We start from the raw sequence: 24,565 nt of genomic DNA, 5'->3' as shown, positions 1-24,565 counted from the left end.
TGTTTTTTGTGACGGACGCCGTGAACCGTTGACCAGCCGGAGAACGCGCTTGGTTAACATCGGACGGTCTGCGAAGGATGCCGCCCCCGTGATGCCCGTTCGTCGTTCCCTGCTCGCACTCTCCCTGTCCCTGGCGGTCGCCTCCGCCTCCGAAGCCCCGGCCGCTTCCAGTGCCGATGATGCGGCGCAACGCTCGATGTGGATCGTGCGTTTCGCCGAGCCGGCGCTGGCGTCCTACACCGGTGTCCAGGTGAAGCGGGGTGGCAAGACGCTCGCTGCGACCTCGCCTTCCGTGACCGGCGCGCCGCGCCTCGACATGGCCTCGAGCGCGGTGCAGTCCTACCGCCAGGAACTGGCGGATCGACGCGAAGCCCGCCTCGACGCCGCCGCCGCTCAGCTGGGGCGTCCGCTCGAGCCGGCCTTCGTCTACGACGCCGTGTTGAATGGCGTCGCGCTCCGGTTGAGTGCCGAGGAAGCCGCGGTGATGGCCACGCTGCCCGGCGTCGCCGGCGTCGAACGCGAACGGATCGAGCAGTTGCAAGATGACGTCTCGACGACGCTGGTCCGGGCTCCGGACGTCTGGACCGGCGTCGCCGGTATCGCCTCGCGGGGCGAGGGCGTGATCGTCGGCATCATCGATTCCGGCATCAACCCGACGCATCCGCAGTTCGCGGCGGTGTCGCCCGTCGACGGCTACACGCACGCGAACCCGAGGGGCACTTTCCTCGGCCTGTGCGCCACTGCCGCGGCGACTTGCAACAACAAGCTGATCGGCATCTACGACATGACGACGGGCAGCGGCGACGAGGAGGCCAATACCGGCTCGACCTCGACGGCCATGGCACCCACGTTGCGGGCACTGCTGTCGGCAACGCGGTGAAAATCGTCAAGAGTTACGCCAACGGCTCGCAGCTGAACTATCAGATCCGCGGCGTGGCCCCGCGCGCCAACCTCATCAGCTACAAGGCCTGCGAGGACGGCTGCGCTGGCAGTTGGACGTTGGCCGCGCTCAACCAAGCGGTGATCGATGGCGTCGACGTCATCAATTATTCGATCGGTGGCAGCAACGTGAGTCCCTGGTCGAACAGCGGTTCGCTGGCCATGCTCGACGCCCGCACTGCCGGCATCGTCGTCGCCGTTTCTGCCGGCAACAGCGGTCCGGACGTCGCCACGGTGCGCAGCCCCAGCGATTCGCCTTGGGTGCTTTCGGTGGCCAATACCACGCACGGCCGCCGTTACATCAACCGCTTGCGGCTCAGCGGCGGTGGCACGGCCGCGCCGAGCGGAGGCGTGATGGTCGGCCAAGGTCTCACGCTCGGCGTGGGTCCGGCGCCGTTGGTGCGCGATCCCGCGCACCCGCTGTGCAGCCAGGGCAGCGGCGACCTCAGCCTGCCGGTGAATGGCGCCAGCAACCCCTGGCCGGCCAACCGCTGGAACGGTCAGATCGTGGTCTGCAACCGCGGCGTGCAGGCCCGCGTGGCGAAGAGCAACAACGTCCGTCTGTCCGGCGGCGCGGGCACCGTCCTGCTCAATACCGCGGCGGAGGGTGAATCGACCATCGCTGACGAGCACAGCATCCCGACCACGCACCTTGGCTGGGCCGATGCGCAGGCCCTGCTGCAGTGGCTGGGCAATGGCGTCGGCCACACCGCACGCATCGACGGCGCGGAAATCGAAATCCTCGAGGCCAATGCCGATGTACTGAGCACGAGCAGCGCTCGCGGTCCGTCGCCCGTGCTGCCCGGGGTCATCAAGCCCGACATCGCGGCACCGGGTTCCAGCATCCTGTCGGCCTCCCACCAGGGCAATGGCGACGCCACGCTCTCCGGCACCTCGATGGCCTCGCCGCACGTCGCCGGCGCTGCAGCGCTGCTGCGCGGCGCGAAGCCCTCCTGGCGCGCCGACCAGATCATCTCCGCCCTGATGGGCACGGCCCGGACAACGGTGACGCGCCGCGCCGGCGGTGCCGCGGTGCCGGCCAATGAGCAGGGTGCCGGCCGCATCGATGTGGCTCGCGCGGTGCGCGCGCCGCTGGCCCTCGTGGTGCCGCCCGGGCAGTTCCTGTCGGGCAGTGGCGCCCAGGCCAACCTCAATCTTCCGTCGATGGTGTTTGGTGCGTGCAGTCCCACCTGTTCGCCACTCACGCGCACGGTGACCGACCTCATCGGCGGCGCCAGCTACCGGACGACCTTCACTGTGCCGGCGGGCGTCACGCTGACGCCGTCGGAGACGGACTTCACCGTCGGCTCGGGCGCCAGTCGGGCGCTGCAGTTCAGTGCCCGTATCGATGATCCCGGCCTCTATGGACGCTGGTTGTACGGCAGCGTCCGCATCGCTCGCGTGGGCGGCAGCGCCGACGAAGCCCTGACCCTGCCGGTGGCGCTGCGTGCCCCGGTGACGGGCCTGCCGGCCGCGCAGACGCGCAACGTCGACAGCGATCGCGGCTTCTTCGATCTGGCCGTGCCGGGCCTCAACCTGGCCTCGCCCAATGCCCGTTTCGCCGGCACGCGCCTGGTCGGCCTCACCACCACCCGCTACACGCTCACCGCCGATCCCACGCCGACCGACCGTTACGACAACTTGACCAATGGTGTCGGCTGGCACGCGATCAGCGTGCCTGCACCGGCTGGCAGCGAGCGCACGCGTGTTCGCATCGAGGTCGAACTGCAGGTGCCGGACGGCACGCAGACCTCGCTGATCGTCGGGAATGGCGGCAGCCCCGGTTCGCGCAACCAGATTTGCGAATCGGCCACCCGCTGCGTGCTCGACGTCGAGCACTATGGCGATCCGGGGTCTCAGGCTTACTGGGCGATGGTGTGGAACCGCTCGGGTACAGGTGATTTCGTGGTGCGCCACAGCGTGCTGCCGCTGAGCGCTGCGGCCACTGGCGAGAACGCCCGCCTCACCGCGACTGGCCCCGGCAATGCCTCGGTCGGGCAGGGCTCGACGGTGCGCGTTGGCTGGAACGATCCAACTTGGGCCGTGGGCGAAGTCCGCCGTGGCGCGGTGCTCGTGTCCGCGGCACCGGGCCAGCAGCCCATGGGCGTGATCCCCTACAGCCTGACGCGCGTCGCCGGCCCGCGCAGCGCGCTCTCGTTGGCGCATGCGCGCGCGGAAACCGTCGGCCTCGCGGCCGGGGAGGCACATGACGCGATGTTCATCGACGTGCCTACCGGTGCAACCCAGCTCACCGTCACCACGGCGAGCAGCGCGAACGTCGATGTCTACCTCGCGCGCCGCCCGCCCAACAGCGGCTCGGGCGTGCCGTCCATTCCCGTCGCCCCGGCGCGTGGCGAGGCCTCGCACGTGGGCAATGGTGCGACCGGCAACGAGTCGGTCACGGTGGCGTCCCCGGCCGCCGGCCGCTGGTACGTCACCCCGGTGAACGCCTCCGGCGCGGCGGCCAATACGACCGTCACGGCGTCGATCACCGCCACGCCGCCAACGGTCCGTCCGGGCGGCTACTTCAACGGCGACCGCTCCGGCCACGGCGTGTTCGTGTACCCCGCCGGGCCCGATTGGGCGGCGCTCTGGTACACCTACCTCGAGGACGGCACCAGCACCTGGTACTACCTGCAGGGGCCGCGCCCCGGCGCCAACGGCGTGTGGCGGGGCACGATGTTCCGCAGCGCCTGGAACGGAAGCGCCAACAGCCTGACCGCGGTGGGCGAGGCCACGGCCACGCCGACCGGGCCGGACGCCTTCACTTGGACCTGGACGCTGGACGGACAGACCGGTTCCGAGCCCCTGAGCGCTTTCGGTCGCGGCTGCCCGACCATCGGCGGCCAGCAGGTCAATGCCAGTGGACACTGGTTCGACCCGGCGCGGGCAGGCAGCGGCTACAGCGTGCAGCTGTTCCAGAACTACGAGTTCTATACGGTGTTCGGCTATGACGCGCGCGGTGTGCCGCGTTACCTGCTGGCCGAGCGCAACAGCGCCGGCGGCGCGACGGAGAGCCTGCCGCTCGGGCAGAACGCCGGTTTCTGCCCGCTCTGCGCCCGCAGTGGCAACCCCACCCGGACCCAGGTCGGCACGATCGAGCGGCGCTTTGCCAATGGCGCGCTCAGCGGCTTCACGTTGAACGCGAGCTACGTGGGCGGCGTGCCCGGCACGTGGGCGGCGAACGACAGCGTCAGCGCGCTCGGCGAGCGCCAGGGCTGCACGCCGTGAGCGGCGGCGCAAGGGTGCGCGGCGTCCTCCGGGGCGGCTTGGTCATCGCCGCAGCAGGGGTGCTGGCCCCCGCCGTCGCCCTGCCGGCCCAGGAGGATCTTGCGGGGCATTACCTCGTCGTGCGCCTCGACGCCGAAGGCCGACCCGAGACCGTCTTCCATCGGCGCGTGGCGCTGGAGGGTGATCGCGCGGTGGACAGCGCCGGTGCGCTGGCGCTGGCCCGCGCGAACCCCGACCAGCTCGTCGTCGAGGCCGAAGGTTGGCGCACCGTCGTCGAGGTGCCGCGCTTCATCCGCGGCGAGTTCGCCGCCAATGGTGTCGACGGCGCCATCGAAAGCCGCGTGGCGCCCGACGCCGAGCGCGCCTTCGTGGTGCGCGTCCCGGCGGGTGTCGGCGGCGAGCTGACGCTGTCGAATCTCGGCCGCGAGAGCACGCTCGATCTCGGCATCGTGGAGCGCGAAGCCGCCTCGCTGCCGATTCCTTCGGTGCCCGAGGCCCAGCCGCAGAGCGCCTCGGGCGGCGACCGCGGCACCGCCAGCGGCCCCTCGTCGAACCGCGTCGATGTGCTGGTGATGGGCGACGGCTACACCGCCGCCGAGGCGTCGACCTTCGCCACCGACGTCGAGAACATGCGCGTGTCGATGTTCGGCTTCTCGCCCTACCGCGAGTACGCGAGCTTCGTGAACTGGACCTCGCTGTTCACCGCCTCGGCGCAGAGCGGCGCCGACCATCCGCCTTACCAGGCCGGCTGCACGACCACGAGCTGCTGCGCCGAGACGGCCGCGCAGACCGACCCGCGCGCCAACACCTTCGTCGACACCGCCTTCGACGGGCGCTTTTGCACCAGCCAGATCCACCGCTTGGTCACGGTAAACAACAGCAAGGTGCTGGCGGCCGCCAGCGCCAGCCCGAACTGGGACGAGATCATCGTCCTGGTCAACGACCCGGTCTACGGCGGCGCGGGCGGCAGCATCTCGGTCACGACCACCAACACCAGCGCGCGGTTGATCGTGGTGCACGAGTATGGCCACACCTTCCATCGACTGGCCGACGAATACACCACCGCTTATCCCGGCTTCCCGGCCTGCAGCGATGTCAGCGGCACGCGCGCCTGCGAAGCGAACGTCACCGACCAGACCATTGCCGGAAGCATCAAGTGGGCCTCGTGGATCACGCCCGGCAACGCGATCCCCACGCCAGCTGGGACGCCGGGCATCGGACTGTTCGTCGGTGCGCGCTACCAGACCACCGGCATGCACCGACCCGCGAACAACTGCGCGATGCGCAGCCTCGGCGGGCAGTTCTGCTCCGTGTGCTCGCAGGAGTACGTGTTGCGCTTGTATCGCGGTGGCTGGGGCACGCCATCGGCCGGCATCGACCTTATCGAACCGGGCAGCGAAAGCCCGTCCACGGCGACCACCGTCAATGTCGCGACTGGTGGCTCCCAAGTGTTCTCCGCGAGCGTGCTGCGCCCGCAGCCCGATTCGGTGAGCCTTCAGTGGTACGTCGACGGCGTGGCCGTGAACGGCGCGAACGGAACCAGTTTCACCTTCCAGCCCGGCACCGGTGGCCCGGCGACGCGGCAGGTCGAATTGCGCGCCACTGACACGACGGCGCTCGTCCGTGCGGCGATGGCGGGTTCGGATCTCGTGCATCGGCGAATCTGGAACGTCAACGTGTCGAACAGCGGACTCGCGACGGCCAGCGTGGGTGATGCCAGCGTCACCGAAGGCAACAGCGGCACACGCAGCGTGGACGTGTCCCTGCAACTCTCCGCGCCCGCACCTGCCGGAGGGGTCTCGGTCACCCTGTCCACGGCCGACGACTCCGCCGCGCAGCCGGGGGACTACGTGGCGCGCACTGCGGCCGTCACCGTGCCCGCGGGGCAGACCTCGGCGGTGTTCACGGTGGTCGTCAACGGCGATTCGATGCCGGAATCCGATGAACGATTCCGCGTCGTCGCGAGCGCTCCAGTCAATGCATTGATCGGCGATGGCGAAGGCTTGGTGACCATCCTCGATGACGATGGCGGCATCCCGGCGTTCGCTGCCCGCGCCGATCGCGTTTCGATCGGCAGGGCCAGCACGCAGGCGACGGTGCAGGTCTTGGACAACGACGTGGTTACCGCTGCCCGCCTCGTCGGGGGAAGCCTCAGCGTGGTGGTTCCCCCAAGCCGAGGATCGGCCTCTGTGTCGACCAACGGCACTCCGCAGGACGTGTCGGATGATCGGGTGCTCTATACGCCGGGATCCACGCTGGGGGAGGACAACCTGCGCTATCGCCTTTGTGAGGTGGGCGGACGTTGCAGCGAGGCAAACGTGCAATTCCTCCGACTACCGGTGGAGGAGAACAATGTGTCGCTCTCGGTGAGCCGTGACCGTGGCCACCAGATCGTGTCGATGTCGGGACTTTCGGCGCTGCCTGCCGCCCGCTTCGACGCGCATGGTCTGGTGGCGCCGGTGGTGGTGTCGTCGTCGCTGACGGTGGATTCGACGCCGGAGACGCCCTTCGATGCGGGCGGTGCCGAGACGACACTGCGCACGTTCGCCGCCTCGACCTCGGCTCGCGCCTGGCGGGTGTTCGTCGACGCGCGTTCGGTGTCCGGCGGCGATGTCGACGTCTACCTCGGGCTGGACGCCAACAACAACGGCCAGGCCGACAGCAGCGAAGTCGCGTGCGCGGCAGCGATGTCGTCGGTGGCGGAGCGCTGCGAGCTGGTGGTGAACCAGGCGGCCAATGCGACGGCTCGCTATTGGGTGCGACTGCACTCGCGCAGCGGGGCTCAGAGCGCGCGGGCGGAACTGTTCGAGGTGCCGGTGGATCGTCCGCTGGCCCAGCGGCAGCTGGTTGCCACGGGCCCCGGTTCTGTGGCGGTCAATGCGGGGTTCCCGATGCGCCTGGTCTGGAACGACGCCACGCTGGCGCCGGGCCAGGTGCGCGGCGGCTGGCTGGAAGTGAGGTCGGACGCGAACACCTCGCTGGGCTGGGTGCCGGTGCGGATCGAGCGTTCGGCGGGCGCAGCGGTGCCCTTTGCCTTGCAGAGCGGCATCGACCACGCGATGGCCTTGGCCGGTTCGGCGGCGAACGAGGGGCTGTACATCGACGTTCCGCCGGGCTTGGCGCGCCTCGATGTCACCACGAGCAGCGCGGCGAACGTCGACCTGCACCTCGCGCGGGTGGACACCCTCGTGGCCAGCAGCGCGACGCCGACGGTGCCGAACGCGCCGGCCCGCAACCTTGCGACCGCGAGTGCCACCACGCCCTCGGGCAATGAATCGCTCACGGTCAACAATCCCGCCGCCGGACGCTGGTACGTGACGCCGGTGAACGCCACCGGCGCCACGGCTGACCTGACGGTGCGCGCGACGCTCACGGGCAACGGACCCGCGCTTCGCCCCGGTGGCTTTTTCAACCCGCAGCGCTCGGGCAACGGGCTGTTCCTGTACCCCGCGGGCAGCCAGTGGGCGGGCCTCTGGTACACCTACCTGCAGGACGGGACGACCACCTGGTACTACCTGCAGGGCGCGGCGCCAGGCGCCACCGGCCTCTGGCGCGGCACGATCTTCCGCAGCGCATGGAATGGCAGCAGCAACTTCTTGACGCCGGTGGGCGAAGCGACGGTGACGCCGCGTTCGACGAGTGCCTTCACCTTCAGTTACACGCTCGACGGTGAGACCGGCAGCGAGGCCTACGAGAACTTCGGTGGCGGTTGCCCGGCCTTCGCGGGGGCGCCACTGAATGCCAGCGGCCACTGGTTCGATCCGGCACGGGCGGGTTCGGGCTACAGCGTGCAGTTGTTCCCAAACTACGAGTTCTACACGGTGTTCGGCTACGACGCCCAGGGCGTGCCCCGCTACCTGATCGCGGAGCGGAGTGGCATTGGCGCGGCGACCGAGACGCTGACGCTGGCGCAGAACACCGGTGCCTGCCCGCTCTGCAACCGCACGGGCAACCCGGTGCGCAGCACGGTGGGCACGCTGACACGCACGGTGGGCAGCGGCACGCTGCAGCGCATCCAGCTCAGCGGCACCTACACGGCCGGCGTGCCGGGTACGTGGGTGGCGAACGACACGGTGACGCCGCTCGGTACTCTGCAGGGCTGCGCGGGGAACTGAAGGCGCGAGCCCGCGCAACGCGGGCTCAGTCGCCCTTCGCGGTCTCGAGGACCCAGGGCAGCATCGCCGTGGCCACCTCGCCGAGGGCGGCTTCGAACGCAGGCACCACCGAGGGAAGCTTCTCGCGCTCGGTGGACTGCTCCGCGCGGAACCGACGGCTGCCGATCACCTGGTGCGTTCGCTGGTCGACAAGCGTGGCCTGCAGCTCCACGACGACGGTCGGCGTCTTCGCGTCCTCGGCGTAGGCCGCCTCGAAGTGGCGCAGGTCGAGGCGCAGCAGCAGGTCGGCGCCCAGCCCGTCGGTGGGCCGCACCACGGCGCGGAAGTGCCCGTGGTCCGCGAAGCTGTCGACCAGCGCCGATTGCACGAGGTCGGGTGCGCTGTCGGCCCAGATCGCGCCGCCGTAGACCTGCAGCGTCGCCGGCTTGGGCCGCACGGCGATGCGGTTGCTATCGAGCAGGGTGCTCGCATTCGGCTCGGCGATCGCCAGCGTGCGGTCGAGCGTCGGCCACGATTCGTCCGGCACCACCGAAACCTGCGGGGCGTAGACCACGAGATCGGCTTTGTCGCCGATGGAGAGGCAGCCCGCGAGCGAGGCCGCGAGAGCGAGGGGCAGGGCGGTGCGGCGCAGGCTCACGGCGTGAACTCCTCGGGCGTGGAGCTGCCCAGCACGAGGCTGGACGGGCGTTCTTCGATCTTGGCTGCGGCGCGGTTCAACTGCCGCAGCACGCTACGCAATTCGGCAAGCGTCGGCCCGACCTGGGTGAGGCCGTCGCGGCTGAACTGCTGCACGGCGCCGCGGTTCTCGGCGACCAAGGCATTCGCGTTGCCCGACAGCGCCTCGAACTCGGTGAGCGTCCGGTCGAGCTTGGTGAGGATCTGCGGCAGGTCCTTGTCGAGCGCGGCGACGCTGCGGTCGAGCCCGCCCATCGTGCTTTCGGCGGTGGCCAGCACGCGATCGAGACGTTCGGCCGAGGAGCGTGCATCGCGCAGCAGCTGGGCGATCTCGCCGCGCTCGGCCGCGAGCGTCCCGGTGACCTGCTCGAGGTTGGCCATCGTCTTCGAGACGTTCTCCACCGTCTCGTCGTTCAACATCCGGTTGATGCGGATGAGCACGTCGCTGGCGGTCGTGGTGATGTCTTCGGAAGAGTTCAGCAGCTTCGCGAAGGCCGACTCCTGAGCGGCGATCCGCGGCAGGCCGTCCTCGCCCTCGCGAGCGTCCTTGAGCATCGGGCTCTGCGGGCTGCCGCCGCTGAGCTGGATCTGCACCAGGCCCGTCAGGCCGACGAAGGCGAGCTTCGCCGTCGTGTCGGTCTTTACCGGCGTGCCGGCGCCGACGCGGATGCGGGCGACCACCTTGCTCGGGTCGGCGGCGTCGAGTTTCAGTTCGGTGACGTCACCCACGGCGATGCCGTTGTACTGCACCACGCCGCCGCGCGTGAGGCCAGTGACGGCTTCGGTGAAGACGACTTCGTACTCGTCCCATTGGCGGTCGGAGACCGTTTTCGCCGCCCAGAGGGCGAACAGCATCGCCAGCACCGCCACCGCGAGGGTGAAGGCGCCGATCAACACGTGGTGGGCTTTGGTTTCCATGGTTCAGGCCTCGCGTCGCGCGGCGCGGCCGCGCGGTCCGTGGAAGTACTCCTGCACCCAGGGGTGCTCGAAGCGTTCGATCTCGGCGATCGGCGCACAGGCGACGACCTTGCGGTCGGCCAGCACGGCCACGCGGTCGCAGATGGCGTACAGCGTGTCGAGATCGTGGGTGATGAGGAACACCGTCAAGCCCAGCGAGCGCTTGAGGTTGAGGATGAGGTCGTCGAAGGCGGCGGCGCCGATGGGATCGAGGCCGGCGGTGGGTTCGTCGAGGAAGAGCAGGGGCGGGTCGAGGGCGAGCGCTCGTGCCAAGCCCGCGCGCTTCTTCATGCCGCCGGAGAGCTGGGCGGGGAGCTTCTCGGCCGCCGAGGAGGGTAGGCCGGCGAGGCGCATCTTCATCCAGCACAGCGCGTGCATCAGGTCGTCGGAGAGTTCGTGGTGCTCCTTGAGCGGCACCATGATGTTCTCGAGCACGCTCAGCGAGGAGAACAGCGCGCCGCCCTGGAACAGCACGCCGGTCTGCGTCTCGATGGCCAGTCGGCTGGCTTCGTCGTCGGCCAGCGCGTCGATGCCGAACACCCGCACCGAGCCGGCTTGTGGGCGCCGCAGACCGAGGATGGCGCGCATCAGTACCGACTTGCCCGAACCCGAACCGCCGACCACCCCGACGATCTCGCCACGGTTCACCGTCAGGTCGACGCCGTCGTGCACGACCTGCGAGCCGAAGGCGTTCACGAGGCCGCGCACTTCGATCGCCGGCGTGGAGAAATCGCAGGGGCGGGGCTTCACAGGGACCTTGGCGGCGCTCACCAGCCCATCTCCATGAACCACAGCGCGGCGAAGGCATCGATGACGATGACCAGCGAGATCGTCTGCACGACGCTGGAGGTCGTGCGTTCGCCCACCGACTGCGCGGTGCCCTGCACCTGCATGCCTTCGAGGCAGCCGATCAGGCCGATGACTAGGGCGAACACCGGGGCCTTCGCCATGCCGGTGAAGAAATGCCGGACTTCGATGGTTTCGTGCAGCCGGGCGATGAACATCTCCGGCGAGATGCCGAGCATCGTCGTTCCGATGGTCACGCCGCCGGCGATGCCCGCCATCATGGCGAGGAAGGTGAGCAGCGGCAGCATCAGCACAAGCGCGACGACGCGCGGCAAGACCAGCAGTTCCATCGGGTCGAGACCGAGGGTGCGGATGGCGTCGATTTCCTCGCCCGATTGCATCGCGCCGATCTGGGCAGTGAAGGCGCTCGCGGTTCGGCCGGCGAGCAGCACGGCGGTGAGCAGCACGCCGAACTCGCGGAGGAAGCTGATGCCGATCAGTTCGACGACGTAGATCTCGGCACCGAACTCCGCCAGCACCTCGGCGCCGAGGAAGGCCACGACGGCGCCGACCATGAAGCTGAGCAGCAGCACCAGTGGCACGGCATCCAGCCCGACCGACTCCATGTGGGCGATCGTCGAGGTGATGCGCCATCGCCGCGGGTTCCAGCCGATGCGCAGCGCCGTCAACAGCGCTTCGCCGCCAAAGGCGACCAGCGCGATCACCTCACGGGTGTAGTCCTCCACCGTCGCGCCGATGCGCGAGAGCATGGCGCGAACGCCGTAGTCCTTGACCACGGCGCGTGGTGGGTTCAGGCAGATGCCTTGCACCGCGGAGAACAGCGGGGCGTGCTCTTCGCGGAGTCGCAGCGCGTCCCCGCCGTCAAGCCCCGCGTCGCGCGAGAGCCGCCAAAGCAGCATCGCGCCGCTGGCATCCATCTGGCCGATGCCGCGGGCGTCGATCAGCGCGGTTTCGGGGCCGCCGCGAGGTGCAGGCAGGGCCTCCAGACGGGCCGCATGCGCCAGCGTCCAATCGCCGCCGGCACGCCAGCACCCGGTCTGATCGGGGTCTTCGCGCAGGTGCGGCGTCTCGGCCATTCGGCTCCTTCAGGCGGGCAGCAGCATGCAACTCACGCCGGCGACCGTGAGCGCCACGCCGGCGAGCGCGCGACGGCTCAGAGGTTCCTTCAGCCAGGCCCAAGCCAGCAGCAGGATGAAGACCGACGCGCTCTCGTTGAGGATAGCCGCCACCGAGGCCGAGGTGAACTTGTAGCCGCCGAGCCAGAAGACCATCGAAAGGAACTGCCCGACGAAGGCCGCGATCAGCAGTTTCCGCCACGGCACGCCGGCGAGCGGCGGCAAGGCCGGCCCGAGCCGACGGCGGAAGACAAGGGCCAGTACCCAGAGGCCGACCACGGCGCCGGTCATGCGCACCGCGGTCACCCACATCAGCGGCTGGGCTTCGAGCGTGCGCTTCACGAGGACGATGGCCACGGCCATCAGCAGGATGGCGCAGAAGCCGATCGCCAATCCCTTGAGCAGAGCCCGGCCGCCGCCCGCATCGTCGGGGCGTCGCTCGGCGACCAGATACACACCGAGGCTGACGAGGCCGAAGCCGATCATCTGCACGACGCTCAGGCGCTCGTCGAGGAAGACCACGCTGAGCAGGATCACCGCCGGGCTGTAGAAGTTGCCCAGCACGCCCATGCGTCCGGCGCCCAACTGGTTCAGGGCGCGGAAGTACAGGGTGTCGGCGATGGCGATGCCGATGAAGCCGCTCAGCAGGGCCAGCCCCAGCTGGCTCGCGCTGAAATCGGGCAAGGCGAAGCCGTGCACCAGTGGCAGGCTCACCAGCACCATGCCGAGCACCAGGCTGTTCTTCAGCAGGTTCAACTGCAGCGGCGGCAGCGTCGCGCCAAGCTGGCGGTACAGGATCACGCCCACGGCCCAGACGGCCGCGGACAGCAAGGAAAGCAGTTCACCGAGGCCCATGCGCGACATTGTCGTTGATGGGCATGGCTTTCTGCCATGCTTTCGCGCCATGAGTGCCGCCACCAGCCCCTTCCGCCAGCGCTGCAATTTCATCATCGACCTGGCGCGCCGTCTGCACGCCTGCGGGATGTCGACCGACCGCCTTGAAGGCGCGGTGCTGACGGTGTCGAAGCGCCTCGGCGTGCGGACCGAGATATGGTGTAACCCGACAGGCATCATCCTGTCGTTCTCGAGCCCGCAGAAGAACGATGGCGCCGAGATCACCCGCGTGCTCCGACTCGCGCCCGGGGATATCAACCTCAAGGCGCTGGCGATGGTGGACGACATCGCCGAGCGGGTCACCGACGGCCGCATGGAGGTGGACGAAGGCCTTCAGGCGCTCACGGCGCTCGACCGTCCGATGGGGCGGGAGAAGCTGGCGATCACCGTGCTGGCGTTCGGCTTGGCCTCGGGCTCGGTCGCGGCCCTGCTGCGCACCAGTTGGGCGGATGTCGCCGCGTCCGCGGTGATCGGGCTGATGATCGGCCTGCTCTGCGTGGCCTCGTCGAGCCGTCCGCGACTGCACGAGGCCTCCGACGCCATCGCCGCACTGCTCGCCACCCTGACGGCCTCGGCGATCGCTGCCTTCCTCACCCCGCTGTCGTTGCAGACGGTCGTCATCGCCTCGCTGATCGTGCTGATGCCCGGCCTGATGCTCACCACCGCGGTGGCCGAACTCAGCAGCCAGAACTGGGCCTCGGGCACGGCGCGCTTCGCCGGGGCCACGGTGGCCCTGTTGAAACTGACCTTCGGCACCATCGTCGCCACGCAAGTGGCGCATGCCCTCGGGTGGCAACCGCAGTTGATCAGTGCGCCCCAGCTCCCGGCTTGGGCCGAATGGGTAGGCTTGCTCGTCGGTTCGGCGGCCTTCGCCGTGCTGTTCGGCGCGGCGCGCCGGGATTTCCTCGTGGTGATGGCCGGGGCGTGGATCGGCTACGGGCTGACGCGCCTCGGCGGCCAGATTCCGGGCCTGTCGTCGGAAGCGTTCGCCGGTGGCGTGTTCCTTGCGGGGCTCGGCGTGGCGATGGTCTCGAACGCGTTCGGGCGGATCTTCCGCCGGCCGGGGGCGCTGCTGCGGGTGTCCGGCATCATCCTGCTGGTGCCGGGCAGCGTCGGTTTCCGCAGCCTGAACTTCGTGATGGAGCGTGACGTGGTGCTGGGGCTCGACACCGCCGTCGCGGTGTTGAGCGCCCTGATCGCCCTCGTCGCGGGCTTGCTGTTCGGCAACCTGCTGGTGCCGCCGCGCCGTTACCTCTGAAAACGGCGACGCCGGCGCGAGGCCGGCGTCGACGGGTGGAGCGGGCGAGGGGCCGCACTCAGATCGCGAAATCCTCGCGCTTGCGGCCCTTGGCGATCTCCTCGGTCATCCACTTCGGCAGGATGCCGCGGCCCGACCAGGTCTGGCCGGTTTCCGGATGGCGGTACTTCGCCGCGACCTTGGTGCCCTTCGTCGCCGACTTGCGCGATTTCGGTGCGGCGGCCGGCTTGGCGGCCTTCGCCACCTTGGGAGCACCCGTGCCGCGGCTGGCGCCGAAAAGCTCGGAAAGCGTCCAGCCGTGCTTCCGGGCCGTGGCCTCCAGCGCCTTGCTCACCTCGGCCTGCGAGGAGCGCTTCGCCAGCGTCTGCTTGCGCTGCTTGGCTTTCGAAATCAGGGCGTCCAGTTCCTTGGGCGACAGTCCATCCAGATCAACGGCCATTCGGGGCTCCTTGCGGGGTGTGGGTAGGGGTTATCCGGATTATCGGAACCGATAATCCGGAGGAATCCCGATGGTAATCAGCCGCGACGGAAATGAAAACGCCGCGACGGGCGCGGCGTTTTCGTGGAACGGTTTTCGAGGGGATTACAGGCCGAGGCGCTCGAACACCTGCTCGCGGCTGAGGTTCTCCGATTCAGCCGCCGAGCGGGCGCGGTACTCGAAGGTGCCCGCCGCCAGTCCGCGTTCGGACACGACGACGCGGTGCGGGAGGCCGATGAGTTCGATGTCGGCGAACATCTGGCCGGGGCGCAGGCCGCGATCGTCGAGCACCACCTCGACGCCGCGGGCGGCGAGGTCGTTGTACAGCGCCTCGGCGGCGGCGGTGACCGTCGCGTCGGCCTTCGGGTTGATCATGCAGACCGCGACGCGCCAGGGCGCCATCGCCTCCGGCCAGCGGATGCCGCTGGCGTCGAAGTTCTGCTCGATGCCCGCGGCGACGATGCGCGAGACGCCGATGCCGTAGCAGCCCATGTACATGACCTGGGCCTTGCCTTCGGCGTTCAACACCGTGGCCTTCATCGCCTCGGCGTACTTCTGGCCGAGCTGGAACACGTGGCCGACCTCGATGCCGCGGGCCAGCTTGATCGTGCCGTGGCCGTCCGGCGAAGGGTCGCCTTCGACCACGTTGCGGATGTCGGCGACGAGCGTCGGCTCGGTCAGGTCGCGGCCGAAGTTCACGCCGGCGAGGTGGAAGCCGTCCTCGTTGGCGCCGACCACGAAGTCGGCCATTGCGGCGACCGTGCGATCAGCGACGACGGTGATCGGCTGCTTCGGCGCGACCGGGCCCAGGAAGCCCGGCGAGGCGCCGAGGTGGGCGCGGATTTCCTCTTCGGTGGCCAGCCGGTGCTCGGCGAGACCGGCGATCTTCGACAGCTTGATCTCGTTGACGACGTGGTCGCCGCGGACGAGAGCCAGCACGAAGCCCGTGCCGCCCAGCACCTTCGCATCACCGACCACGGCCACCGACTTCACGGCGCGCGTCAGCGGCAGGCCCAGCAGCTCGGCCACAGCTTCGCAGGTCCTCTGCGTCGGCGTGGCCACCTTGGTCATGGTTTCCGAAGCGGCAGTGCGCGGCGCGGCGGGAGCCACCGCCTCAGCCAACTCCACGTTCGCGGCGTACTGCGAGGTGTCGGAGAACGCGATGGCGTCCTCGCCCGAATCAGCCAGAACATGGAACTCGTGCGAGGCCGAACCGCCGATGGCGCCGGTGTCGGCGTTCACGGCGCGGAACATCAAGCCCAGGCGCGTGAAGATGCGCGTGTAGGCGTCATACATGTTCTGGTACTCGCGCGCCATGCAGTCGGGCGTGACGTGGAACGAGTACGCGTCCTTCATCAGGAACTCGCGGGCGCGCATCACGCCGAAGCGCGGGCGGATCTCGTCGCGGAACTTGGTCTGGATCTGGAAGAAGTTCTTCGGCAGCTGCTTGTAGCTGGCCAGCTCCTGGCGCGCGAAGTCGGTGATGACTTCCTCGTGCGTCGGGCCGAAGCAGTATTCCTGCTGCTTGCGATCAGTGATCTTCAGCAGCTGGCCGCCGAACTTGGCCCAGCGGCCGGTTTCTTCCCACAGCTCCTTGGGCTGCACGGCCGGCATCAGCACTTCGATCGCGCCGGCGCGCTCCATTTCCTCGCGCACCACGGATTCCACTTTGCGCAGGGCGCGCAAGCCGAGCGGGGTCCAGGTGTAGAGACCGGCGCCGAGCTTCTTGATCATCCCCGCCCGCAGCATCAGCTGGTGGCTGATGACTTCGGCGTCGGCGGGGGTTTCCTTGGTGGTGCTGAGGTGGAACTGCGAAAGGCGCATGCGGGCTCGTTCTGAAGACGCAAAGCCCGCATTCTAGCGCCCGGCGCGAGCCTTGGCCCGCAGAACTCAGCCCTGCGGCGAGGCGGCCGGGGCGTCCTCTCCCTCGCGCGGGCAGTAGGCTGCGACGGCCTGCTCGCTCAGGCGACGCTGCTGGGCCTTCTCTTCCGGCGTCAGCGGCTCGGGCTTGCCGTCGCCGTCCTTGTCCATTTCCACGAGCGCCGAGCCACTGAGCTGCTGCAACGCCACCCGGGCGCGGTCGCAGGCGATCACTTCCTCGGTGGTGCGCGTCGGGGCCGCGGGAGCGCGCCCCGCTTCAGTGCCCACCGTCCGGTCGCGGATGCCACGGGTTTCGTACTGCACCCCGTCTGGCGGGGTCTGGGCGTAATGGCGCACGCCATTGGCGTCCACCCACGTGTACACCGGATCCTGGGCATTCAGGGCAGGGGTGGCAGCGAAAAGGGCGACGGTGATCAGGCCGGCAAGCAAACGCATGGGGACCGCTCCAACAGGACTCCCCGCATGGTAGCGCCATCGGGCCGGATGGGGCAGGGCAGGCGGCCCACCGGCTACACTCGCGCCATGGACCCCAAGCCCGACGATCTCGCCCCCGCCGCGCCGCCGCGACCGCGCAGCCGCCACATCTACCTGCTGCCCAACCTGCTGACCACGGCGAACATGTTCGCGGGCTTCTACGCGATCCTGGCCGCGGCAAATGGCCGCTTCGAGGCGGCGTGCATCGCGGTGATCGTCGCGGGCGTGTTCGACGGCCTCGACGGCCGCGTGGCGCGCATGACCGGCACGACCAGCGAGTTCGGCGTGCAGTACGACTCGCTGTCCGATCTGCTCAGCTTCGGCATGGCGCCCGCTCTGGTGATGTACCACTGGGCCCTGGCCCAGCTCGCGCTTGATGGCGGTGTCTGGGGCAAGGTGGGCTGGGCGGCGGCCTTCCTGTACGTGGCCTGCGCCGCGCTTCGCCTGGCCCGCTTCAACGTCTCGGCGGGCAGCACGGACAAGCGCTGGTTCATCGGCCTCGCCAGCCCGGCGTCGGCCGGCACGATGATCAGCGTGGTCTGGTGCTTCACCGAGCTGGGCTGGAGCGGCGACGAGATGCGCTGGGTGGCCCTGGCCGTCACGACCGCGTGCGCGCTGCTGATGGTGAGCCGGATCCGCTTCTTCAGCTTCAAGGGCTGGCCCGGCGACCGCGTGCCGTTCTGGTTCATGGTGCTGGTGGTCGCCGTGCTGGTGGCGCTGCTCATCGACGCGCCGAAGGTCATCTTCGCCGTCGCGATCGTCTACATCCTCAGTGGCCCGATCGGCTGGCTGTGGCAGCGTCGTCGCTCGGCAGCGGCCTCGGCGTGACCTGGTCGCCGCTGCAGCGCCGCGTGCTGGAGGCCTTGGGCCATGCGCCGGTGCAACGGCGCTCAGCCAGTGCCGGAATGGCCGAGCCCTTGGCCGCCATGGCGCTGCCGCCTCGCTTGCGCGGTGGGCTGGAGCGCTGGGTCGGCGCGCTGTGGGCCGAATGGCCGTCGCCGCAGGGCCGGCCCGGCGATGCCGCCTTCAAGCGCGCCCTCTGGCGGCGCGTGCGCGACTGGCGCCGCGGGGGCTGAGCCTTGGCGGCGCAGCTGCAGCAGGCGGTGCAATTCCGTCCGATGCGGCAGGTCGACGTGCCCCTGGTGGCGGCCATGGAGGAGCGGGCCTATGCCTTCCCCTGGACGGCCGGGATCTTCCGCGACTGCCTCGGCGCGGGCTATGCCTGCTGGGTGGCGGAATCGCCTGAGGGCCTCATGGGCTATGGCGTGCTCAGCGTCGGTGCCGATGAAGCGCATCTGCTGAACCTCTGCGTCGATCCAGCTTGGCAGGGGCATGGCCTCGGCCGTCGCCTGTTGCGGCGGATGATCGATCTCGCGCGTTGGCACATGGCCGACCGCGTGTTCCTCGAGGTGCGGCCTTCGAACCCGAATGCGATCGCGCTCTACGCGAGCGAGGGATTCCTGAAGATCGGGCAGCGGCCGCGCTACTACCCGGCGAAGGACGGTCGCGAGGACGCGATCGTCATGGCCTTGGAACTGGTGGCGCCGGGCTCGGCACCGCCGGCCTGAGCTCAGGCCCAGACCTGGGTGGCGACGGCGGCGAAGTGGAGTGCGCTGCCCGCCAGCACAAAGCCGTGCCAGATCGTGTGCGTGTAGCGGATGCGGCGGCTCATGTAGAACAGGGTTCCGAGCGTGTAGGCCACGCCGCCGGAGAAGATCCAGACCAGCGCCCAGGTGCTGAGCTGTTCGGTCATCGGCTTGATCGCCACGATGGCCAGCCAACCCATGGCGATGTAGATCAGCGTCGACAGCAGCTTGAAGCGGCCGCGAGTGAGAAGCTTGAACACCACGCCGCCGACCGCGAGCGTCCAGATCGCACCGAACAGCCACCAGCCGCCGTGCTCGCGCAGACCGACCAGCGAGATCGGGGTGTACGTGCCGGCGATCAGCAGGTAGATCGCGCAATGGTCGAGCACCTTCAGGCGCGCTTTCAGCGCCGTCTTGAAGGGAGCTGCGTGGTAGAACGCCGAGGCTGTGTAGAGCAGGATCAGCGTGACGCTGAAGACGATCGCGCTGGCGAGCTGCCAGCCGTCGCCCCAAAGCGCCGCCAACGTGATCAGTACGATGCCTCCGACCGCGCCGAGAACGGCGCCGGCGCCGTGCGTGATGGCGCTCCAGCGTTCGTCACGCAGGGCATGGGCGAGGCCGTGGAGGCTGAGGTCGGTCATGCGGCGCACCCTGCCCGAAAGCGGTGGAGCCTGCCAGTGCGCGGCAGGCGCCGGTTCACAGTCGGCTGCGGTTGGCCTTGAGGCCGTCCAGCATCGTCGTCCACTCGGCGAGGCGCTTGCGCTCCTGCTCGACGACCGCGGCCGGCGCGTTGGCCACGAAGGTCTCCGAGCCGAGCTTGGCGTTGCACTTGGCGATCTCGCCCTCGACGCGCTTGATCTCCTTGTCGAGACGGACGCGTTCGGCGTCGAGGTCGACGAGGCCGGCCAGCGGCACCAGCAGGGTGAGTTCGCCGAGCACCGCGGCCGCGGCGGCCGGCGGTTCGCCCTGCACCCAGTCGATTGACTCGAGCTTGGCGAGGAACTTCAGGCCACCGGCGTGGCGTTCGATCTGCGCGGCATCGCCCTTGCCGGCGAGCAGCAGGGGCACGGCCTTGCCCGGCGGCACGCCGAGCTGGCTTCGCACCGAGCGCAGTGCGGTGATCGCGGCCTTCAGCCACTCGATGTCGGCAGCGGCGCGGGCGTCGGTGAGTGCGGCATCGAACTGCGGATAGGCCTGCACGCTGATCGAGCCGCCGGCCAGACCGAGCTTCGGCGCGATGTGCGACCAGATCTCCTCGGTGACGAACGGGATCAGCGGGTGCAGCACGCGCAGGCTCTGCTCGATCACGTAGAGCAGGGTGTGGCGCGTGGACGCGATCGCAGCGTCGTCGCTGCCCTGCAAGGCCGGCTTGCTGAGTTCGAGGAACCAGTCGCAGACCTCGTTCCAGACGAACTCGTACATCGCCTGGGAGGCGAGATCGAAGCGGTAGGCGGCGAACTGCGTTTCGACTTCGCGCAGCAGCTGCTGGAGGCGGTCGAGGATCCAGCGCTCGGCGTCGGTCGTCGGCACCGGCACGCCCGAGGCGCTGAAGCCCTCGGTGTTCATCAGCACGAAGCGCGCGGCGTTCCACAGCTTGTTGCAGAAGTTCTTGTAGCCCTCGCAGCGGGCGAGGTCGAACTTGATGTCGCGGCCGTGCGTGGCCAGCGAGGCGAAGGTGAAGCGCAGCGCATCGGCACCGAAGGCCGGGATGCCTTCCGGGAATTCCTTGCGCGTGGCCTTCTCGATTTTCGGCGCGTCCGTGGGCTTCATCAGGCCGCTGGTGCGCTTGGCGACGAGCGCCTCGATGCTGATGCCGTCGATCAGGTCGATCGGATCGAGCACGTTGCCCTTCGACTTCGACATCTTTTGGCCGTCCTTGTCGCGGACGAGGCCGGTGATGTAGACGTCCTTGAAGGGGACGTCGCCGGTGAAGTGCTCGGTCATCATGATCATCCGGGCGACCCAGAAGAAGATGATGTCGAAGCCGGTGACCAGCACCGACGAGGGCAGGTAGCGGTCGAAGCCGCGCTCCGCCATCGCGTCCGCGTCCGGCCAGCCCATGGTCGAATGCGGCCAGATCGCCGAGCTGAACCACGTCTCCAGCACGTCGCTGTCCTGCCGCAGCGCGATGTCGGCGGCGAGGCCATGCGTGGCGCGCACCGCGGCCTCGTCGCGACCGACGTAGACCTTGCCCGAATCGTCGTACCACGCCGGGATGCGGTGGCCCCACCAGAGCTGGCGGCTGATGCACCAGTCCTGGATGTTCTCCAGCCAGTGCCGGTAGGTGTTGATCCAGTTCTCCGGCACGAAGCGCACGCGGCCGCTCTCGACGGCATCAAGGCCCTTCTTGGCGAACTCGTCCATCTTCACGAACCACTGGTCCGTGAGGTAGGGCTCGATGACCTGGCCGGTGCGGTCGCCGCGCGGCACCATCAGCTTGTGCGGCTTGGCTTCGACGAGAAGACCCTGGGTGTCGAGGTCTTCCACGACCAACTTGCGAGCATCGAAGCGATCCAAGCCCCAGTACTTCTCAGGGATGCCGATGTCGCCCGAAACATCGACGACGCCAGAAACTCGGTTGCGGTTCTCTGCCGGGTTGGTGGTGGTCTGGTTCATGTGCCAGTCGGCAGATGAATTGCTGACGATCTTCGCTTCTTTCGAAAGGATGTTGATCATCGGCAGGCCGTGGCGCTGGCCGACCGCGTAGTCGTTGAAGTCGTGCGCCGGGGTGACCTTCACCACGCCGGTGCCGAAGGCGCGGTCGACGTAGTCGTCGGCGATCACCGGGATCGTGCGGTCGCAGAGCGGCAGGCGCACCTGCTGGCCGACGAGGTGGGCGTAGCGTTCGTCCTCCGGGTGCACCATCACGGCGACGTCGCCGAGCAGGGTCTCCGGGCGGGTCGTAGCGACGACCAGGTAGTCGCGCGTTTCGCGCGTTTCCACGCCGTCGGCATCGGTTTCGACGTGCTCGTAGGTGGCGTCGACGAGCGGGTAGCGGATCGACCACAGGTGGCCGCTCTCTTCCTCGCTCACCACTTCGAGGTCGGAGATCGCGGTCTTCAGCACCGGGTCCCAGTTGACCAGCTTCTGGCCGCGGTAGATCAGGCCCTGCTCATACAGCTTCACGAAGGTCTCGACGACGGCCTTGGACGGCATCGGGTCCATGGTGAAGACGCTGCGCGACCAGTCGCCGGAGCTGCCCATGCGCCGCATCTGGCGCTCGATGGTGTCGCCGGATTCCTTCTTCCACTCCCAGACCTTTCCGACGAAGGCCTCGCGGCCGAGGCTGTCGCGGGTCTCGCCCTGGCCGGCCAGATGGAGGTTGCGCGAGACCACCATCTCGGTGGCGATGCCGGCGTGGTCGGTGCCGAGCTGCCACAGGGTGTCGAAGCCGCGCATGCGGTGGTAGCGCACCAGCGTGTCCATCAGCGTGTGCTGGAACGCGTGGCCCATGTGCAGCGTGCCGGTGACGTTCGGCGGCGGCAGCAGAATGCTGTAGGCCGGCTTGGCGGCGTCGCCCGAGGGCTTGAACAGGCCGGTGCCCTCCCAGTGGGCATACCAGCGGGATTCGAAGGTGCTCGGCTCGAAGCTCTTGTCCATGCGGCGCGCGACCGGCGTTTCGGGCCGGTCCAAAGGTCGAAAAAGGGCGCCAAGCCTAGCAAATTCAGGCGATTACGGCCTCGCGAACGGCGCGGCTCTCCGCGATCTGCGCAGCGCGCTCCAGCCCGCCGGCCAGATCCGCGCGCAAGTCGCGCACGTGCTCGATGCCGACCGAGAGCCGCAGTAGGCCGTCGCGGATGCCGGCGGCGGCGCGGGCTTCGGCGGTCATTGCCGCGTGGGTCATGGTCGGCGGGTGGGCAACGAGGCTTTCGACGCCGCCGAGCGATTCGGCCAGGGTGAAGCAGTCCAGCCCGTCGCAGAAGGCGCGGGCGGCCGCTTCGCCGCCGCGAAGCTCGAAGCTCAGCATCGCGCCGAAGCCCTTCTGCTGGCGCGCGGCCAGCGCATGGCCCGTGTGCGAGGCCAGCCCCGGGTAGTGCACCGCGGCAACGGCTTCATGGCCGACCAGCAGGTCGAGCAGTCCGTGGGCGTTCTCTTCGTGCACGCGCAGGCGGGCGTCGAGCGTGCGCAGGCCGCGCAGGGTCAGGAAGGCATCGAAGGGCGAGCCGGTGAGGCCCAGCGCGTTCGCCCACCAGGTGAGGCGCTCGTGCAGTTCGGGCGTCTTCGCGACGACGGCGCCGCCCACCACGTCGCTGTGGCCGTTGATGTACTTCGTCGTGGAATGCACGACGAGGTCGGCGCCGAAGTCGATCGGCGTCTGAAGGGCCGGGGAGAGGAAGGTGTTGTCGACCACGACGAGGGCGCCCACGCGCTTCGCGGCCTCGGCGACGAAGCGCAGGTCGGTGATGCGCAGCAGCGGGTTCGAGGGCGTCTCGATCCAGACGATGGCGGGTGCCGGGTCGAGCGCGGCAGCGAGCTGGCGCGGACAGGTGAAGTCGATGGTGACGAGTTCGAACGCGCCCTTCTTTGCCAGCGCGTTGAACAGGCGCCAGCTGCCGCCGTAGGCATCGTGCGGCACGACCAGGCGCTGGCCGGGCTCGAGCAGGCTCAGCACCAAAGTGATCGCCGCCATGCCGGTCGCCGTGACCACGCCGCCGGCGCCGCCCTCGAGCTCGGCGAGCGCCTCGCCCAGCAGGTCGCGCGTGGGGTTGCCGCTGCGCGTGTAGTCGTAACGGCGCTTCTTGCCGAAGCCCTCGAAGCTGAAGTTCGACGACAGCACGATCGGCGGCACGACGGCGCCGTGGGCGGTGTCGCGGTCGATGCCGGCGCGGACGGCGCGGGTGGCGGATTCGAAGCTGCTCATGCGTGGGCCTGCGGGGACGAAGCGATGGGAGAGGAAGCGGGAACGCGCGACGACGGGCCGGCCTCGGCTGTCGGCTCGAGCGCCAGCGCTAAGAGGCGGCCGATTTGCTCAGGCTCCTTCAGGAAGGCGTCGTGGCCATAGATGGAGCGGATCACCTTCAGGCGCGCCGTGCCGGCGAGCTGGCGGGACAGGCGGCGCAGGTCATCGAGCGGCACCAGGCGGTCCTGCTCGACGGCGATGACGGTGGTCGGCGTGGTGATGCGCGACGGATCGACGCGGTGCTGGTCGATTGACTCGGACAGCCGGCGGAAGGCGATGGGGCTGAACACCGCGGCGAAGCGTGAGCCGGCGGCGTCGAGGTAGTCCTGCGCGGCGCAGCGCAGGCGGTCGCCGTCCCAGGTCGGTTCGGCATCGAAGCGCGCCGCGAACTCCTCCGGGGTGCGGTAGCTGAGCATCGCGAACTGGCGGGCGAGGGCCACGGCCTCCGGGCCGTCGCGGCCGAGTTCCAGCACTCGGCGCTGCAGTGCGCGCCAGGCCGCCGCATACGGGTCGGCGCGATCCGCACCGCTGATCACGACAAGACGCTCGACCAGTGCCGGATAGCGTTCGGCGAAAGCGAGGCCCACCATGGCGCCATAGCTGCTGCCGACGATCGAGGCGAGGCGGGCGATGCCGAGGTGGTCGAGCAGCACGGCCAGCGCATCGGCCTGGTCGGCGCTGCTGATCGGCGCGTCGAGCGTGCCGTCGCGGCCGACCCAGTCGAAGCTCAGCACGCGGCAGCGCGAAGGATCGAAGCTCCGGCCCGGACCCACCTGTACTTGCCACCAGCCCTCGGGCTCGTCGGCGCGCAGCGCAGCGACATGGCGCGTCGCGGAAATGCCGCCCAGCACGGCGTGTACCGGGGTTCCCGCGGCGCCGACGAGGCGCCAGCGCAGGTTCACGCGCTGCAGTCCGGCGTGGCGCAGCGAAAGGGTGCTGGCGAGGACGCCGTCGGTAGCGGGCAGGGAAGCCGTGCGACAGAAGGGCTCGTCGCGGGCGGCGGATTCAGCGAGGGCGATGGCGGACATGGCGGGCTCCGGTGCCCATCCCCTGCGGCGGCCGGCGACGGCCGCTGGGAACGCCTGCTTGCAGGCTCCCTGACGACCCATCGACCGGCTTTGGCCCGAAGGCCTCGCCGCAGGCGTTGGCAGCGCGCCGCCGCGGGATGCGGTCGGTGCTTGCCCCGGCGTCTTCGGGCCTGTCCCTCAGCCGGTCTGGATGGTGTGTGACGCCATCTTGGACCGGCTTGCGGCGC

Annotated in this window: 19 protein-coding genes and 1 riboswitch; of the genes, 7 read left to right on the top strand and 12 right to left on the bottom strand. The window is 69.3% G+C overall.

The annotated features are described in order from the left end of the window. The first annotated feature begins 91 nt into the window (after nt 1-91). From O9255_RS15270 to O9255_RS09575, 3 genes are read left to right on the top strand one after another with little or no spacing between them, the layout of a single operon-like run. Complete coding sequence (locus O9255_RS15270; protein ID WP_345781373.1) at nt 92-880, top strand: hypothetical protein; 789 nt, start codon at nt 92-94, stop codon at nt 878-880. Beyond that, a complete protein-coding gene (locus O9255_RS09580; protein WP_345781372.1) occupies nt 877-4,170 on the top strand; it encodes a S8 family serine peptidase in 3,294 nt (1,097 codons plus the stop codon). The genes O9255_RS15270 and O9255_RS09580 overlap by 4 nt, the downstream gene beginning before the upstream one ends. Nucleotides 4,171-4,184: 14 nt before the next feature. Next, nucleotides 4,185-8,285 carry a M64 family metallopeptidase gene (locus O9255_RS09575; RefSeq protein WP_297866629.1) on the top strand — a complete coding sequence of 1,367 codons (4,101 nt, stop codon included), beginning with the start codon at nt 4,185-4,187 and terminating at the stop codon, nt 8,283-8,285. Between the two features lie 25 nt (nt 8,286-8,310). On the opposite strand, the gene O9255_RS09570 is transcribed toward O9255_RS09575, so the two are convergent. The 5 genes from O9255_RS09570 to O9255_RS09550 are packed head-to-tail and all read right to left on the bottom strand — an operon-like array spanning nt 8,311 to nt 12,694. After that, on the bottom strand, nt 8,311-8,922 hold the full coding sequence (locus tag O9255_RS09570) for an ABC-type transport auxiliary lipoprotein family protein (RefSeq protein ID WP_297866628.1): 612 nt from the start codon (nt 8,920-8,922) through the stop codon (nt 8,311-8,313). Then, nucleotides 8,919-9,878, bottom strand: a complete 960-nt coding sequence (locus O9255_RS09565; protein WP_297866627.1) for an MlaD family protein — start codon at nt 9,876-9,878, stop codon at nt 8,919-8,921. The genes O9255_RS09570 and O9255_RS09565 overlap by 4 nt, the downstream gene beginning before the upstream one ends. Before the next feature lie 3 nt (nt 9,879-9,881). After that, a complete protein-coding gene (locus O9255_RS09560) occupies nt 9,882-10,688 on the bottom strand; it encodes an ATP-binding cassette domain-containing protein (RefSeq protein ID WP_297866626.1) in 807 nt (268 codons plus the stop codon). After that, nucleotides 10,685-11,800: an ABC transporter permease gene (locus O9255_RS09555; protein WP_297866625.1), complete on the bottom strand. Its 1,116-nt coding sequence runs from the start codon at nt 11,798-11,800 to the stop codon at nt 10,685-10,687. Before O9255_RS09555 ends, O9255_RS09560 begins: the two co-directional genes overlap by 4 nt. A gap of 9 nt (nt 11,801-11,809) precedes the next feature. Next, nucleotides 11,810-12,694, bottom strand: a complete 885-nt coding sequence (locus O9255_RS09550; RefSeq protein WP_297866624.1) for a DMT family transporter — start codon at nt 12,692-12,694, stop codon at nt 11,810-11,812. A gap of 49 nt (nt 12,695-12,743) precedes the next feature. On the opposite strand from O9255_RS09550, the gene O9255_RS09545 reads away from it, so the two are divergent. Then, nucleotides 12,744-13,991 carry a threonine/serine exporter family protein gene (locus O9255_RS09545; RefSeq protein WP_297866623.1) on the top strand — a complete coding sequence of 416 codons (1,248 nt, stop codon included), beginning with the start codon at nt 12,744-12,746 and terminating at the stop codon, nt 13,989-13,991. A 58-nt stretch (nt 13,992-14,049) separates the two neighbouring features. On the opposite strand, the gene O9255_RS09540 is transcribed toward O9255_RS09545, so the two are convergent. From O9255_RS09540 to O9255_RS09530, 3 genes are all read right to left on the bottom strand, one after another. Next, nucleotides 14,050-14,430, bottom strand: coding sequence for an H-NS histone family protein (locus tag O9255_RS09540; protein WP_297866622.1), 381 nt, complete (start codon nt 14,428-14,430; stop codon nt 14,050-14,052). A 144-nt stretch (nt 14,431-14,574) separates the two neighbouring features. Next, nucleotides 14,575-16,293, bottom strand: coding sequence for a proline--tRNA ligase (locus O9255_RS09535; protein WP_297866621.1), 1,719 nt, complete (start codon nt 16,291-16,293; stop codon nt 14,575-14,577). Between the two features lie 66 nt (nt 16,294-16,359). After that, a complete protein-coding gene (locus O9255_RS09530) occupies nt 16,360-16,785 on the bottom strand; it encodes a DUF4124 domain-containing protein (RefSeq protein ID WP_297866620.1) in 426 nt (141 codons plus the stop codon). Nucleotides 16,786-16,872: 87 nt separating this feature from the next. On the opposite strand from O9255_RS09530, the gene pssA reads away from it, so the two are divergent. From pssA to rimI, 3 genes are read left to right on the top strand one after another with little or no spacing between them, the layout of a single operon-like run. Further along, nucleotides 16,873-17,652: a CDP-diacylglycerol--serine O-phosphatidyltransferase gene (gene pssA, locus O9255_RS09525; RefSeq protein ID WP_297866619.1), complete on the top strand. Its 780-nt coding sequence runs from the start codon at nt 16,873-16,875 to the stop codon at nt 17,650-17,652. Further along, nucleotides 17,649-17,900, top strand: a complete 252-nt coding sequence (locus tag O9255_RS09520) for a hypothetical protein (protein ID WP_297866618.1) — start codon at nt 17,649-17,651, stop codon at nt 17,898-17,900. Before pssA ends, O9255_RS09520 begins: the two co-directional genes overlap by 4 nt. Nucleotides 17,901-17,942: 42 nt before the next feature. Next, nucleotides 17,943-18,392 (top strand): ribosomal protein S18-alanine N-acetyltransferase, encoded by a 450-nt coding sequence (gene rimI, locus O9255_RS09515; RefSeq protein WP_297866811.1) that lies wholly within the window; start codon nt 17,943-17,945, stop codon nt 18,390-18,392. A gap of 2 nt (nt 18,393-18,394) precedes the next feature. Here the strand turns inward: rimI and O9255_RS09510 are convergent, their stop codons facing one another. The 4 genes from O9255_RS09510 to O9255_RS09495 form a co-directional block, all read right to left on the bottom strand. Further along, a complete protein-coding gene (locus tag O9255_RS09510) occupies nt 18,395-19,051 on the bottom strand; it encodes a hemolysin III family protein (protein ID WP_297866617.1) in 657 nt (218 codons plus the stop codon). A 55-nt stretch (nt 19,052-19,106) separates the two neighbouring features. Beyond that, on the bottom strand, nt 19,107-22,010 hold the full coding sequence (locus O9255_RS09505) for a valine--tRNA ligase (protein ID WP_297866616.1): 2,904 nt from the start codon (nt 22,008-22,010) through the stop codon (nt 19,107-19,109). Nucleotides 22,011-22,074: 64 nt separating this feature from the next. Then, nucleotides 22,075-23,271, bottom strand: a complete 1,197-nt coding sequence (metB, locus tag O9255_RS09500) for a cystathionine gamma-synthase (RefSeq protein ID WP_297866615.1) — start codon at nt 23,269-23,271, stop codon at nt 22,075-22,077. Further along, nucleotides 23,268-24,338 carry a homoserine O-succinyltransferase gene (locus O9255_RS09495; protein WP_297866614.1) on the bottom strand — a complete coding sequence of 357 codons (1,071 nt, stop codon included), beginning with the start codon at nt 24,336-24,338 and terminating at the stop codon, nt 23,268-23,270. Before O9255_RS09495 ends, metB begins: the two co-directional genes overlap by 4 nt. Before the next feature lie 75 nt (nt 24,339-24,413). Then, nucleotides 24,414-24,535, bottom strand: a riboswitch (SAM riboswitch). Nucleotides 24,536-24,565 lie beyond the last annotated feature (30 nt).

Source organism: Silanimonas sp. (assembly GCF_027530345.1).
Taxonomy (GTDB): domain Bacteria; phylum Pseudomonadota; class Gammaproteobacteria; order Xanthomonadales; family Xanthomonadaceae; genus Silanimonas.
Note: the sequence above shows the minus strand (reverse complement) of the source record. Positions and strands in the feature narration are given on the sequence as shown.

Coding starts and splice junctions, on each gene's coding strand:
- O9255_RS15270 (WP_345781373.1), top strand. CDS start 92: ATGCCCGTTCGTCGTTCCCTGCTCGCACTCTCCCTGTCCCTGGCGGTC.
- O9255_RS09530 (WP_297866620.1), bottom strand. CDS start 16,785: ATGCGTTTGCTTGCCGGCCTGATCACCGTCGCCCTTTTCGCTGCCACC.
- rimI (WP_297866811.1), top strand. CDS start 17,943: ATGCGGCAGGTCGACGTGCCCCTGGTGGCGGCCATGGAGGAGCGGGCC.
- O9255_RS09505 (WP_297866616.1), bottom strand. CDS start 22,010: ATGGACAAGAGCTTCGAGCCGAGCACCTTCGAATCCCGCTGGTATGCC.
- O9255_RS09565 (WP_297866627.1), bottom strand. CDS start 9,878: ATGGAAACCAAAGCCCACCACGTGTTGATCGGCGCCTTCACCCTCGCG.
- O9255_RS09495 (WP_297866614.1), bottom strand. CDS start 24,338: ATGTCCGCCATCGCCCTCGCTGAATCCGCCGCCCGCGACGAGCCCTTC.
- metB (WP_297866615.1), bottom strand. CDS start 23,271: ATGAGCAGCTTCGAATCCGCCACCCGCGCCGTCCGCGCCGGCATCGAC.
- O9255_RS09540 (WP_297866622.1), bottom strand. CDS start 14,430: ATGGCCGTTGATCTGGATGGACTGTCGCCCAAGGAACTGGACGCCCTG.
- O9255_RS09510 (WP_297866617.1), bottom strand. CDS start 19,051: ATGACCGACCTCAGCCTCCACGGCCTCGCCCATGCCCTGCGTGACGAA.
- O9255_RS09545 (WP_297866623.1), top strand. CDS start 12,744: ATGAGTGCCGCCACCAGCCCCTTCCGCCAGCGCTGCAATTTCATCATC.
- O9255_RS09555 (WP_297866625.1), bottom strand. CDS start 11,800: ATGGCCGAGACGCCGCACCTGCGCGAAGACCCCGATCAGACCGGGTGC.
- pssA (WP_297866619.1), top strand. CDS start 16,873: ATGGACCCCAAGCCCGACGATCTCGCCCCCGCCGCGCCGCCGCGACCG.
- O9255_RS09550 (WP_297866624.1), bottom strand. CDS start 12,694: ATGGGCCTCGGTGAACTGCTTTCCTTGCTGTCCGCGGCCGTCTGGGCC.
- O9255_RS09535 (WP_297866621.1), bottom strand. CDS start 16,293: ATGCGCCTTTCGCAGTTCCACCTCAGCACCACCAAGGAAACCCCCGCC.